General features: G+C 66.8%; 12 protein-coding genes. 9 read left to right on the forward strand and 3 right to left on the reverse strand.

Annotation, left to right across the window (positions count from 1 at the left end):
* Window positions 1–36 precede the first annotated feature (36 nt).
* The 9 genes from pdxT to AC1DBX_RS01255 all read left to right on the forward strand — a co-directional run bounded on the left by pdxT (window position 37) and on the right by AC1DBX_RS01255 (window position 10,083).
* Window positions 37–738 (forward strand): pyridoxal 5'-phosphate synthase glutaminase subunit PdxT, encoded by a 702-nt coding sequence (gene pdxT / locus AC1DBX_RS01215; protein WP_476856804.1) that lies wholly within the window; start codon window positions 37–39, stop codon window positions 736–738.
* A 3-nt stretch (window positions 739–741) separates the two neighbouring features.
* On the forward strand, window positions 742–1,497 hold the full coding sequence (locus AC1DBX_RS01220; protein WP_223916716.1) for a YebC/PmpR family DNA-binding transcriptional regulator: 756 nt from the start codon (window positions 742–744) through the stop codon (window positions 1,495–1,497).
* 49 nt (window positions 1,498–1,546) lie between these two features.
* Complete coding sequence (gene ruvC, locus AC1DBX_RS01225) at window positions 1,547–2,125, forward strand: crossover junction endodeoxyribonuclease RuvC (RefSeq protein WP_079554348.1); 579 nt, start codon at window positions 1,547–1,549, stop codon at window positions 2,123–2,125.
* A 125-nt stretch (window positions 2,126–2,250) separates the two neighbouring features.
* The gene (gene ruvA / locus AC1DBX_RS01230; protein ID WP_018773177.1) at window positions 2,251–2,895 is read left to right on the forward strand and encodes a Holliday junction branch migration protein RuvA; all 645 of its coding nucleotides are present in this window, start codon (window positions 2,251–2,253) and stop codon (window positions 2,893–2,895) included.
* Window positions 2,888–4,012, forward strand: a complete 1,125-nt coding sequence (gene ruvB, locus AC1DBX_RS01235; protein ID WP_476871604.1) for a Holliday junction branch migration DNA helicase RuvB — start codon at window positions 2,888–2,890, stop codon at window positions 4,010–4,012. Before ruvA ends, ruvB begins: the two co-directional genes overlap by 8 nt.
* A 214-nt stretch (window positions 4,013–4,226) precedes the next feature.
* Window positions 4,227–4,649: a preprotein translocase subunit YajC gene (gene yajC, locus AC1DBX_RS01240; protein ID WP_476849317.1), complete on the forward strand. Its 423-nt coding sequence runs from the start codon at window positions 4,227–4,229 to the stop codon at window positions 4,647–4,649.
* Between the two features lie 104 nt (window positions 4,650–4,753).
* Complete coding sequence (secD, locus tag AC1DBX_RS01245) at window positions 4,754–6,529, forward strand: protein translocase subunit SecD (protein ID WP_476858410.1); 1,776 nt, start codon at window positions 4,754–4,756, stop codon at window positions 6,527–6,529.
* Entirely contained in the window at window positions 6,530–7,549 is a 1,020-nt protein-coding gene (gene secF / locus AC1DBX_RS01250; protein WP_230008622.1) for a protein translocase subunit SecF, read from the forward strand.
* Between the two features lie 215 nt (window positions 7,550–7,764).
* Window positions 7,765–10,083 carry a RelA/SpoT family protein gene (locus tag AC1DBX_RS01255; RefSeq protein ID WP_476849343.1) on the forward strand — a complete coding sequence of 773 codons (2,319 nt, stop codon included), beginning with the start codon at window positions 7,765–7,767 and terminating at the stop codon, window positions 10,081–10,083.
* A gap of 27 nt (window positions 10,084–10,110) precedes the next feature.
* On the opposite strand, the gene AC1DBX_RS01260 is transcribed toward AC1DBX_RS01255, so the two are convergent.
* The 3 genes from AC1DBX_RS01260 to AC1DBX_RS01270 form a co-directional block, all read right to left on the reverse strand.
* On the reverse strand, window positions 10,111–10,788 hold the full coding sequence (locus AC1DBX_RS01260) for a hypothetical protein (protein ID WP_476930898.1): 678 nt from the start codon (window positions 10,786–10,788) through the stop codon (window positions 10,111–10,113).
* A 116-nt stretch (window positions 10,789–10,904) separates the two neighbouring features.
* Complete coding sequence (locus tag AC1DBX_RS01265; protein ID WP_476930899.1) at window positions 10,905–12,593, reverse strand: DUF349 domain-containing protein; 1,689 nt, start codon at window positions 12,591–12,593, stop codon at window positions 10,905–10,907.
* 61 nt (window positions 12,594–12,654) lie between these two features.
* Entirely contained in the window at window positions 12,655–13,461 is an 807-nt protein-coding gene (locus tag AC1DBX_RS01270) for a peptidylprolyl isomerase (RefSeq protein WP_476849313.1), read from the reverse strand.
* Window positions 13,462–13,735: the final 274 nt, after the last annotated feature.

Consider the following 13,735-nt stretch of genomic DNA (forward strand, 5'->3'; position numbering starts at 1 on the left):
GCGTGCCGTGCAGGCGCAGAGCATTATGCTGTGGGGATGACCACCCCCTCTTTTTCCCCTGAATCCCGCGTGGGAACGGGGCTCCGGATCGGCGTCCTGGCGCTGCAGGGCGATTTCCGGGAGCATCTGCATGCCGTGGAAGCCGCCGGCGCCGCCGGCGTCGGGATCCGGCGTCCCGCCGAACTCGACGGCCTGGACGGGCTCATCATCCCCGGCGGCGAATCGACCACGATCGACAAGCTCTCCCGGATCTTCGGGCTCCGGGATCCGCTGCGCGAACGCATCCAGGCCGGCCTGCCCGTTTACGGCTCGTGCGCCGGGATGATCCTGCTGGCGGACGAGATCGCGGACCCGGCGAAGGACCTGGCCGGAAACCCGCAGCAGACGTTCGGCGGACTCGACATCACCGTGCGCCGCAACGCCTTCGGCCGGCAGCGCGAGTCCTTCGAGACGGACCTGGACTTCATGGGGTTAGGGTTCAGCGCCGCGGGCGGGGCAGTGGCCCCGGTCCACGCCGTCTTTATCCGCGGGCCCTGGGTGGAGCGCGTCGGCGACGGCGTCGAAGTCCTTGCTCAGGTGGAACCGTCCAAAGCCGGCCACCCCGAATCCCTGGACGGGACGGCTAGAATTGTTGCAGTGCGTTCCGGCAAGCTGCTGGCCACCTCCTTCCACCCGGAAGTGACGGGGGAGAAGCGCGTGCATGAACTGTTTATTCGAATGATCAGAGGAGAAGCGTAAAGCATGTCAGGCCACTCCAAATGGGCGACGACCAAGCATAAGAAGGCCATCCTTGACAGCCGCCGGGCCAAGTCGTTCGCCAAGCTGATCAAGAACATCGAAGTCGCCGCGCGCATGGGCGGCCCCGACCTCTCCGGCAACCCCAGCTTGGAACTGGCCGTCACCAAGGCGAAAAAGACGTCGGTGCCCGCTGACAATATCGACCGCGCCATCAAGCGCGGCGCCGGGCTCACCGGCGAGGTCGTCGATTACACCGAAATCATGTACGAGTGCCGCGGCCCGCAGGGTTCCGCGCTGCTGATCGAGTGCCTCACGGACAACAAGAACCGTGCCGCCTCCGAGGTCCGGCTCGCCATCTCCCGCAACGGCGGCACGATCGCCGATCCCGGCTCCGTCAGCTACCTCTTCTCCCGCAAGGGCGTCGTCTCGCTGCCGAAGAACGGCCTGGCCGAGGACGACGTCCTGATGGCCGTGCTGGATGCCGGGGCCGAGGAAGTCAAGGACAACGGCGACAGCTTCGAGATCCACTCCGAGCCGACCGACCTCCAGGCCATCCGCGATGCCCTCACGGAAGCCGGCATTGAGTACGACACCGACGAGGCCGAGTTTGTGCCGTCCATGCAGGTGCCGCTGGACCTTGATGCCGCCAAGAAGTTCATGAAGCTGGTGGACGCCCTGGAAGAGCTCGACGACGTCCAGAACGTGTACAGCAACGCCGACCTCAGCGACGAAGTGCAGGCCGCACTGGAAGCCGAGTGACCCGCTCACCCAAACGTGACTTTTGGGGCCCGGTCTTGACGGCCCAACCGTGACGCTGCGCGTGTTGGGGGTCGACCCGGGCCTCACCCGTTGCGGGATCGGCGTTGTCGACGTCGAGCGGAACCGGCGGGCCACTTTGGTGGCCTTCGGCGTTGTGGGCACCTCACCCGAGGAGAGCCTGGACCAGCGGCTGCTGGTCATCGCCACGTCCATCGACGAGTGGCTGGACCGCTACGAACCCCAGGTCCTCGCCGTGGAGCGGGTCTTTTCCCAGCTCAACGTCAGCACGGTCATGGGGGTGGCGCAGGCCTCCGGTGTGGTCATTGCGGCCGCCGCGCGCCGTGGCATCCCGGTGGCTCTGCACACCCCGTCCGAGGTCAAGGCAGCCGTGACGGGAAGCGGGACCTCGAACAAGGATGCGGTCACCAAGCTGGTGACCAAGATCCTCCGGCTGGACGCGCCTCCGCGCCCTGCCGACGCCGCCGACGCCCTTGCGTTGGCCATCACCCACGCTTGGCGGGCCGGCAGCGGGGCCGCCGTAGCCACGACTGGGCCGGGCAGCCAGTCCCTCACTCCGGCGCAGCGGGCGTGGGCGGACGCGGAGGCAAAAGCGCGCCGTGCGCGCTGAATGTCCGGCTGTGACGCCGCGGGGCTTGGTAGGGTATTCGTAGATATGTTCGGATAGCCGGCGTGCCCGGCTGTACGTTCTTTCATCACCCAGTTGTAGACGCCAGTTAGACCAGGAGCCCGGCCTTGATCAGTTTTCTTCGTGGAACCGTTGCGCATGTTGGCCTGTCCTCCGCCGTGATCGACCTCAACGGCGCCGGCATGAGCGTCAACGCCACACCGCAGACCCTCAGCGGCCTCCGGGTGGGTGAGGAGGGAAAGCTATTCACGTCCCTGATCGTGCGGGAAGACTCGCTGACCCTGTTCGGCTTCGCCAGCGATGACGAACGCGAGGTGTTTGATGTGCTCCTCAGCGTCAGCGGAGTCGGTCCCCGCCTCGCACTGGCGGTGCTGGCCGTCCACGAGCCCGAAGCCATCCGGGTGGCCGCCCACTCCGGCGACGGCAAGGCCTTCACGAAGGTCCCCGGCATCGGACCGAAGGTGGCCGGCCGGATCGTGCTCGAACTAGCCGGCAAGCTTGTGCCGCACGGCACCGCCGGCGCGCCTGTCGCGGCCGTGTCCGCCGAATCCGTCTGGAAGCCGCAGGTGGTGGCCGCGATGACCAGCCTGGGCTGGTCCGAAAAGGATGCCACGGCCAGCATCGACAAGTCCCTTGCCGATTCCCCGGACCTCGCGGCGAACGGCAATGTGGCGGAGATTCTCCGCGCGACGCTGCGCTGGCTGGGCCAGGACGGCGCCCGCGCCGGGAACCGGGTAGGCGCGCGTGGCTGAGCCGTCGATCGTCGCCGGGGGAGAGGAACCGGAGGAGCGGGTCATCGAAGCCGCCCTGCGGCCCAAGAACCTGCACGACTTCGTGGGCCAGCACCGGGTCCGCAAGCAGCTCTCCCTCGTGTTGGAGGCCTCGCGCATGCGTGGGCGCAGCGCGGACCACGTGCTGCTCTCGGGCCCTCCCGGCCTGGGCAAGACCACACTGTCCATGATCATCGCCGCCGAAATGAACGTTCCGCTGCGGATCAGCAGCGGCCCGGCCATCCAACACGCGGGCGACCTTGCGGCCATCCTGTCCTCACTCTCTGAGGGCGAGGTCCTGTTCCTGGATGAAATCCACCGCATGTCCCGGCCGGCCGAGGAAATGCTGTACATGGCGATGGAAGATTTCCGCGTCGATATCGTCGTCGGCAAGGGCGCCGGCGCCACGGCCATTCCGCTGGAGCTGCCGCCCTTCACGCTCGTCGGCGCCACCACGCGGGCCGGCCTCCTTCCCGGCCCGCTGCGGGACCGGTTCGGTTTCACCGGCCACCTCGAGTTTTACTCCGTCGAGGAGCTGGAACTGGTCCTGCGCCGCTCCGCCGGCCTGCTGGACCTGAAGGTCAACTCCGCCGGATTCAGCGAGATTGCCGGCCGGTCCCGGGGCACGCCGCGCATCGCCAACCGGCTCCTGCGCCGGGTCCGGGACTGGGCGCTTGTGCACGGCATCGAGCAAATCGACGCGCGGGCGGCCTCCGCGGCCCTGGACATGTATGAGGTGGACAAGCGGGGCCTGGACCGGCTGGACCGTGCCGTTCTCGAGGCCCTCATCACCAAGTTCGGCGGCGGCCCGGTAGGCCTGTCCACGCTCGCGATCGCCGTCGGCGAGGAAACGGAGACCGTGGAAACGGTCGCCGAGCCCTATCTGGTGCGCGAAGGACTCCTGGGCCGGACGCCGCGCGGCCGGATAGCCCTGGCGCCGGCATGGACGCACCTGGGCTTCGCCATTCCGGCCGGCGCCTTCGGCCAGGACCCGCTGGAACTGTTCCAGGCCGACGAGCCGGGCGAGAGCCCGATCGGCGGGTCCGCTGGGGATCTCGGCGAAGAAACCGATCCTCAGTGGATCCGAAACAGCCGCTAGCACCGTTCTTTCAGCTTTTCCCTTTAGACTGGTATGACGCTCGGCACGTCCGGGTTTTGTTTCCGTGGGCGGAGAGCAGGTAGCCGCCGGCGGTCTGGGGGACGGTCTCGCGGCCAGTTTGCTGCGCAGACCCCTGCCCGCGCCGTCAGGAGCAAACGGACGTTGCTGAAAAACAGCTATGCAAGTACAGAACGGAACTTTCCCCTTGGATCTAATGACAATTCTCCTGTTCGTGATGCTTGGCGTGTTCGTCTTCATGATGTTCCGCCGCAACAAGAAAACGCAGCAGCAGCAGGCGCAGCTCCAGTCGAAGTTCGGCCCGGGCGTCGAGGTCATGACGAGTTTCGGGCTGTTCGGCCGGATCGTCGACATTGACGAAGCGGAGAACAAGGTCACGCTTGAGCTTTCCCCGGGCAACACGGCCACGGTGCACCGCCAGGCCGTCACCAAAATTGTGGAGCCGGTTGTCGCCGCCGAGGAGCCCACGGTCGTTCCCGACGACGCGTCCTCGCTGACCACCGAGAAGCTGGGTGCTGAGGGGACCGACGCCAGCGCCCCCGTCCACGACGCGCCGCGCACCGAAACGCCCGAGGAAACCCTGCGCCGCCTCAACGACGAAGGCAAAAAAGACAGCTAGTCTGCCTACCTGAGCTATCCCGCGAAGCAACGGTTGCGGGCATCCGTCGGCGGGGCCCAGAGCCCGCGCCGGCGGATCCGCCGTAAATAATAGAAAGATCGACAATGGCACGAACTGGCCCCAAAAACTCAGCCATCAGGATGCTGGTCTGGCTTGGCGTAATCATCGCCGCCATGACGGCTGTCCTGGCGGGCGGCACGATGGCCGGCCAGGCGGGCTGGGCTCCAAAGCTCGCACTGGACCTTGAAGGTGGCACCCAGATGATCCTGGCGCCCAAGGTTGAGGGCGGTTCGGGTATCACCGAAGACCAGCTCAACCAGGCCGTGGCGATCATTCGCCAGCGCGTGGACGGCTCGGGCGTCGCGGAAGCGGAAATCAGCACGCAGTCCGGCCGCAACGTCGTCGTCAGCCTCCCGGGAACCCCTGCCAAGGAAACCCGTGCGCTGATCCAGGCTTCCGCCGACATGAACTTCCGCCCGGTCATCCAGACCGGCCCCGGCGCAGCGGTCCCCGCCGCCTCCAGGACCCCGGATGCCCAGCTGCCGAAGCCGACAGCCGCGCCCGCCAACAGCAGCGACGAGAACTGGATTACCCCCGAGGTCTACAAGCAGTTCGAGGCCCTCGACTGCGACAACCCCTCCCAGGACAAGCAGCAGCGCTCCGACCCGACCAAGCCGCTGGTGACCTGCGAGCCGGCCTCGGCCAAGTCGCCGGCCATCAAGTACATCCTCGGTCCGGTGGAGGTGAAGGGCTCGAACATCAAGTCCTCCTCGTTCCAGCTGCAGCGCGGCGCCCAGGGTGCCGTGACCAATGAATGGGCCGTCAACATCCAGTTCGATGACGCGGGCACCACCAAGTTCAAGGAAATCACCGAGCGCCTGTACCAGTTCTACGCCGCCGGCGGCGGCCAGACCGGCTCGGATCCGAAATCCCAGTTCGCAATCGTCCTGGACGACCAGGTCATCTCCGCCCCGCGCTCCCTCGCCGTCATCACCGACGGCCGGCCGCAGATCACCGGCGGATTCACCGAGGAGTCGGCCAAGGCCCTCTCCGACCAGCTCCGTTTCGGTGCCCTGCCGATCAGCTTCGAAATCCAGAGCGAACAGCAGATCTCGGCAACCCTCGGCGGTGAGCAGCTCCGCATGGGTATGCTCGCCGGCGTGATCGGCCTCCTGTTGGTGTTTGTCTACTCGCTGTTCCAGTACCGGGCCCTTGGCCTCGTGACCGTGGCATCCCTCGTGATCGCCGGGGTGCTGACGTTCCTGGCCATCGCCATCCTCGGCTGGACCGAAAACTACCGGCTTTCGCTCGCCGGCGTCGCGGGCCTGATCGTGGCCATCGGCCAGACAGCCGACTCGTTCATCGTCTACTTCGAACGCATCCGCGATGAGCTCCGCGAAGGCCGCGGCCTGGTCTCGGCCGTCGAAAACGGCTGGAAGCGGGCCAAGCGCACCATTCTCGCGTCCAAGGCCGTGAACCTCCTCGCGGCCGTCGTGCTGTTCTTCGTGGCGGTGGGCAACGTCCGCGGCTTCGCGTTCACCCTCGGCCTCACCGCGATAGCCGACCTCATCGTCGTCTTCATGTTCACCCACCCCACCCTGCAGCTGCTGGCCCGGACCAAGTTCTTCGGCGAAGGCCACCGGTTCTCGGGCCTGGACCCGAAGCGCCTCGGCGCCGTCCCGCTGTACCGCGGTGCCGGCCGGGTCCGGACCCCGGAGGACAAGCCCGTGGCAGTGGTGCGCGCGAAGAACACCGGCGCCGCCGCCGAGGCAGAACGCCGGATGACCATTGCAGAACGCCGCCTCGCCGAAAAGCAGGAGCAGGCACAACAGGCACAGCTCGCCGGTACCTCCAAGAGCGCGTCCAAGGAGGGCAAGTAAATGGTCAACTTCTCAACATTCGGCAATGAGCTGTACACGGGCAAGCGCTCGTACGACTTCGTCGGCTACAGGAAGCTGTGGTTCCTGATTGCCGGGATCGCCGTCGCCCTCTCCATCCTGATCCCGGTCGCCAAGGGTGGGTTCAACCTCGGCATCGAGTTCCGCGGCGGCTCCGAGTTCACGGTCTCCAACGTCAAGACCACCGAGGCCTCCCTCGGCGAGAAGGCCGTCAAGGACGTCGTGTCGGGATCCGTGCCGCGCGTGGCTAACGTCGCGGGTACCACCATGCGCATCCAGACGGACAAGCTCTCCGACGACGAGACGCTGCAGATTAAGGAAGGCCTCACCAAGGCCTACGGTGTGACCGATAACGAAGTCACCTCGACCTTCGTCGGCCCCACCTGGGGTGCGGACGTCACGAAGCAGGCGCTGATGGGCCTGGCAATCTTTGTGGGCCTGGCCGCCGTCCTGATGGCGCTCTACTTCCGGACCTGGAAGATGTCGCTCTCGGCACTTGTCGGCATGGCCGTCACGATGTTCGTGACCGCCGGTGTTTACGGCCTCAGCGACTTCGAAGTAACGCCGTCGGCCATCATCGGCTTCCTCACGGTGCTCAGCTACTCGCTGTACGACACCGTGGTGGTGTTCGACAAGATCCGGGAGAACACCTCGGACATGCAGGCCTCCACCCGGCGGACCTTCGCCGAAGAGGTCAACCTCGCCATCAACCAGACCCTGGTCCGGTCCATCAACACCATGGTGGTGGCCATCCTGCCGGTCGGCGCGATCCTCTTCATCGGGGCCGGGCTGCTCGGTGCCGGAACGCTGCGGGACCTGTCCCTGGCGCTGTTCGTGGGCATCCTGGTGGGCACTGCCGCCACGATCTTCATCGCGGCTCCGCTTTACGCCGCGCTGCGGCAGGGCGAACCCGACCTGGTCAAGCAGGCCAAACGGGTGGAACAGAGGCGTGCTGACGCAGCAGCCAAGGCCGAGTCGCCGGCGTCGCCCGCCACGGCCTGAACCGTCCCCAGCGGCCACAAACGGGCCGGAGACCGTCGTTTTCGACGGCCTCCGGCCCGTCGCCGTATCCCCGCCGGTTATCGAAGTATCCTGCTGCGGGAATACACTTGAATAATTAACCGGTCGCGAGAGGTGCTCCATTGGAAGAACGTTCGACGCCGGTGCCGGAGGCACCTGCGGACAAGGGCCAAGGCCAGGGTTCACAGACTGGCCTGGTGGTTCCCGGACGCCCCGATGTTCCCGTGCCGGTGGACAACTCCGGTGCCCGGCCCACTTTTCCCGGCCGGCGCGAGCGCACGAGGTCCCGCCTTGCCCGGCTGACGGGCCGTGGCACTCCGGCCTACTCGCCGATTTTGGAGCCGTTGCTGCGCACTGTGCGCGCCAACAACCCCAAAGAGGATTTCGATCTCATCCAGCGTGCCTTCGTGGTCGCCGAGCGCTGCCACCGGGGCCAGAAGCGCAAGAGCGGCGACCCGTACATCACCCACCCCGTCGCGGTGGCCACCATCCTCGCCGAACTCGGCCTCAGCGGCACCACGCTGGCCGCGGCCCTGCTGCACGACACCGTCGAAGACACGTCCTACACCCTCGCCGACCTCAAGACCGAGTTCGGTCCGGAAGTGGCCATGCTGGTGGACGGCGTCACAAAGCTGGACAAGGTCAGCTTCGGTGAGGCGGCCCAGTCCGAGACTGTGCGCAAGATGGTCGTCGCGATGGCCAAGGACATCCGCGTCCTGATGATCAAACTCGCCGACCGGCTCCACAATGCCCGTACGTGGCGTTTTGTCTCGGCTGAGTCCTCGGCCCGCAAGGCCCGGGAGACGCTGGAAATCTTCGCGCCGCTGGCCCACCGGCTTGGCATGAATACCATCAAGTGGGAGCTGGAGGATCTGTCCTTCGCTGCCCTCTATCCCAAGGTGTACGAGGAAATCGTGCGCATGGTGGGGGACCGGACCCCGGAACGCGAAAAGAACCTGGCGGTCATCCGCAACCAGATCACCGAGGACCTCAGGGCCGCGAAGATCAAGGCCACGATCACGGGGCGGCCAAAGCACTACTACTCGATCTATCAGAAGATGATCGTCCGCGACAAAGACTTCGACGACATCAACGACCTCATGGGAGTGCGCGTCCTGGTCGATTCTGTCCGGGACTGTTACGCGGCCCTGGGCGCGATGCACTCGCGCTGGAACCCCCTTCCCGGGCGGTTCAAGGACTACATCGCGATGCCCAAGTTCAACATGTACCAGTCGCTGCACACGACGGTGATCGGTCCCGGCGGCAAGCCGGTGGAAATCCAGATCCGCACCCACGAGATGCACCGCCGGGCCGAGTACGGCGTCGCCGCGCACTGGAAGTACAAGGACCAGCCGAACCGGACGGCGGCCGGCCCCGGCAGCCCGCGCGACGGCGACATGGGCTGGCTGCGTTCCCTCGTGGACTGGCAGCAGGAAACGTCGGACCCCGGCGAATTCCTTGACTCCCTGCGCTTTGAAATCAACGCCCGGGAAGTGTTCGTCTTCACCCCCAAGGGCGAGGTCATGGCACTCCCCGCCGGGTCCACGCCCGTCGACTTCGCGTACGCCGTGCACACCGAGGTGGGCCACCGGACTATCGGCGCACGCGTCAACGGCAAGCTCGTTCCGCTCAACAGCGAACTGAACCACGGCGACTGGGTCGAGATCTTCACCTCGAAGGCCGAAGGCGCCGGCCCCAGCCAGGACTGGCAGCACTTCGTCAAGAGTGCCCGGGCCCGGAACAAGATCAGGCAATGGTTCAGCAAGGAACGCCGCGAGGAAGCGATTGACCGCGGCAAGGACCTCCTGACCAAAGCGATGCGAAAGCAAAACCTCCCACTGCAGCGGCTCATGACCCACGACGCCCTCGCTGCGATCGCAGAGGACTTCAAATACGCTGACATCTCCGGGCTCTACGCCGGCGTGGGCGACGGCCATACCTCCGCCCAGTCCGTGATGGAACGCCTGGTGGAGAGCCTGGGCGGGAATGAGCACCCGGACGATGCCCTCACCGAGGTCTCCATCCCCACCCAGGTCAGCAAGGCCCGGTTCTCCGATTCCGGCGTCGTTGTCCGCGGCGTGGACGACGTCTGGGTCAAGCTCGCCCGGTGCTGCACGCCGGTCCCGCCGGATCCGATCCTGGGCTTCGTCACCCGTGGCTCCGGGGTCTCCGTGCACCGGACCGACTGCACCAACGTGAGCGGCCTGATGGACCAGCCGGACAGGATCGTGGAGGTGGACTGGGCCCCCACACAGTCCAGCGTGTTCCTGGTGGAGATCCAGGTCGAGGCGCTGGACCGCAAATCGTTGCTCTCCGACGTCACCCGGGTGCTCTCGGAAAACCACGTCAACATCCTGGCGGCGAGCGTGCACACGTCCACGGACCGGGTGGCAATCTCCAAGTTTGCCTTCGAGATGGGCGACCCGAAGTACCTTAGCCACGTGCTCAGCGCGGTCCGCAGGATCGACGGCGTCTTCGACGTGTACCGCACCACCGGAAACCGCCGCCGCAGCTGACCCGGCAGTTCAGGCCTCGGTCCAGGCTTACTGGACGGGATCTTCTGGCGCCTCCGGCTCTGCCGCGAGGGCGGCGAGCTTCGCCAGGGCCGCCCGCTTATGCGGAACGCGCGGAGTCGCCTCCACGGCGAGCCTGAGCAGCCGCAGGCGGACGCCCAGCTCGGCACGAGCCAACAGCGCCCTGAGGGCCGGCACGGCCCGCTCCGCGTCCACGTGCATCGCCACGTCCACCGCCGTGCGCAGCGGGCTGGACACCATCAGGCCTCCCATGCTCACGACGTCGAACGGCCCCAGCCGAACTTCGTGGAAGGTGCAGCCGCGCACGGACCGCAGACTGGAAATCCGCCGGTTGGCGTCAACCAGCAGCGCCAGGCGGTCCGGTTCCGTGGCACACCCATAGATCCATGCCGCGGTCATCCGGCCAGCCACGACCCGCTGCCGGATCGCCGGCGCCACCACCAGGGCCGCGGCCCGCGCGCGAAGCTGGGGACTGGCATGGGATCCGGGCGGCAGGTAGCCGCGCTGATACAGCTGCGTCAGCACGCCGTCGGCGGCCATGGCCTGCAGCTCCGGCCAGGAGAACAGCGCGCCGGGGGAGTAGAGCTCGCAGTGTTCCGGCCCCGGACCTGGACTTGGAGTCCCCGGCACCAGGGCGTGCCGGCCCGGATCCGGCGGAGCGGTGGGAGCGCGGGGCATGATTACCATTCCGCCATCGTTCCCGGTTCCCCGGACATAGAACAGGCCCCGTACCGGTCATGTGGATAACCGAAACGGGGCCTGGACTGACCTGCTGGTGTACTTCGTACTGGGGTGCCGTGTGCCTAGGAGAGTTCGCTCGCTGAGCGTTCGAGCTGCTCCAGCCAGGCCTGGCGTGCCTCGAGGGCTTCCCGGGCGGCCTTGATCTTGCGCTCGTCGCCGGCCTTCTCCGCCTTGGCCAGATCTTCCTTGAGGCCGGCAATAGCGGCCTCGAGCTGGGTGAGGGCGCTGTTGGTGCGCGCCTTCGTCTCCGGGTTGGAACGCTTCCAGTTTTCGTCCTCGGCGTGGCGGACAGCGTCCTCCACCTTCCGCAGACCGGCTTCGATGCGGCCCATGTCGGCGCGCGGCACCTTGCCGGCCTCTTCCCAGCGGTCCCGGATGGACTGCAGCGACTTCTTGGCTGCCGCGAGATCCTTGATCGGCAGGAGCTCGTTGGCTTCCACCAGGAGCGCTTCCTTTACCACCAGGTTCGCACCGTACTCCTGGTCGATCTCGTCGTTGGCTGCCTGGCGGTTGGTGAAGAAGACGTCCTGGGCGGCGCGGAAGCGGGCCCACAGCGCGTCGTCGTCCTTGCGGCTGGCGCGGGGTGAGGCTTTCCACTCATCCATCAGGCGGCGGTACTCGCCGGCGGCAAAACCCCAGTCGGTCGAGGAGGAAAGGGCCTCGGCCTCGGTGATCAGCTTCTCCTTTGCGGCCTTGGCCGCCGAATTGTTGCTGTCCAGCTGGGAGAAGTACGCGCGGCGGTGCCGGTCAAACACCGTGCGGGCGGCGCGGAATCGCTTCCACAGTGCGTCCTCGTTGCTGCGGCCGAGCCGGACGCCGCTCTTCTGGGCGGTCTTCCAGCTCTCGAAGAGTTCGTTCATCCGCGCGCTGGAGGTCTTCCACTGGATCTGCGCGGGATCGTGGCCGGCAATTTCCTCGGCCTCGGCCACGATGGCCTCGCGGGCGGCAAGCTCAGCGGCGCGGACAGCGTCGTGCTCGGCCTTCTCAGCCTTTTCCAGCTCGCCGATCTGTGTCACCAGAGCGTCCAGCCGGGCCTCGGCGGAGCGGATGTCGCCCACCATGTTCCGCTCGGCGAGCTGCTCGCGCAGGTGCGTGACGGTCTTCTGCATGTCCGCGGTGGGCGCCTTGGAGCTCACCCGCTGTTCCAGCAGGACGATCTGGGCCACGACGTCCTCGAACTTCCGGGCGAAGTAGCCCAGGGCCTCGTCCTCGCTGACACCCGGGTACTGGCCTACGGGGTATTCCGTGCCGTCAACGGTCAGGAAGACGTGGCCGTCGCCTTCAACACGGCCCCAGCGGGCCGCTTCGGCCAGTGAAGCTGCGGAGGACACGGCCGCCGGGGCCGGAACCGGTGCGGCCGCGGACGGCTTGGCCTTCGGCCGGCCGGCAAACGCTGCCGGGCTCGGCGCGGGACGCGCGGCCGGCGCGGGACCCGGCGTCGGAACCGGGGCGGCGGTGGCTGCAGCTTGGTCAACAGGCTCGGCCGTCTCCGCCGGCTCGGCAGGTTCTGCCGGAACGGCCGTCTCCGCCGGCTCGGCAGGTTCTGCCGGAACGGCGGGCACAGTGGCCTCGGGTGCCTCGGCGGGTGCCTCGGCGGGTTCCTCGCTGGTCGCGGTTGGGGCCTCGGGTGCCGCAGTCTCGCCGTCGGCGTCTACGGCAGCGCCTGCACTCTCGGCGGGGGTCGCCTCGGTTTCGGTTTCGTTGGCAGCTGCTGTTGCCAATGTTTCGTCGGATTTCTGACTGTCTGTCACCGCTAGAAGTCTTTCGCTTGGAGGGAAATACCGGGACCAGGGCCTTGGGGGCCGCGGCTGGTTACTTCAGTGAGAACGAGTCTATCGTGACTGGTTCCGCAGGTGCGCCGTCGGTGGCGTTGTCGCCGGGCTTCAGTCCGGCAGCGGCAATACCGCCCACCACGTCGAGTCCAGAGGTCACCTTGCCCACCACCGTATAGCCCCCGGCGGCATCCGCTGGAATGACGGTGTCCTTGTACACAATGAAGAATTGGGTGCCGTTACCGTTGGCGTTCCCGCCGGTCCGGGCCACTGCGATGGTTCCGGCGGGGTACTTGTTGTCCGTCGGGGTGTTTTCCAGCGGGCCCCAGGTGTAGCTCGGATCGCTGCTGCCGTCACCTGCCTTGGAACCGCACTGGAGTACGCCGAAGTTCTCCGCCGTGGTCAGCCGGTGGCAGCTGACGCCGTCGTAGAACTTTTGGTCGGCAAGGGATTTGAAGACCGCCGCGGCCTGGGGGGCCTTCGTGCCGTCGAGTTCGACGCCGAGCGTGCCGCGGTTCAGCTTGAGCTCGCCCGTGAACGTCTTGCCCGCGGCAGTCTCCGGCTTGGGGATGTTCGCACCGTTCGTCGGGGCCGCTGTGGGTGAGGCGGACGCCGACGGGCTGTTCAGTCCCTCCTGCGCGGCCGCGAATTCCTCTTCGGTTGGGTTTGAGGCGAAGGCGGTCAGCTGAAGCACCAAGGCCAGGCCAATTGCGGCCGTGCCGGCGCTGATGGCGAAGACGTTGTCGCGCTTGCGGCGCTTGTCCTGGTCCCGGCGCAGGCCGCGCCTGGCCTCCATCTGCTGGACGCGCCGCTTCGCCTCGCGTGCGCTGCGTGAACTGGCCGCCAAAGGTCCTCCTGGTTGTATGGCCGCCACCATGACGGGGCCGTAGGCGCCGTCGCGGTAGCAGCAGCAAGCTGCCGGCAGTCCCGCAGGGTCCGGCTCCGTTGGAAGAAGCGGGCGCCGAACGCATAAACTGACTGCCGCACACAGTTTATGCACGACTGGCCGGTCTGCCGCTTATCTTCGTTACGTTTCGACAGAGAGAATGCCGCCTGACGCCCGCGCCCGAAGATACTGCAGTAGCAACGCGATACCGCAGTGGTAACCAGAGGAGAAAATT

This window comes from Arthrobacter sp. 10N44_2, assembly GCF_056394385.1.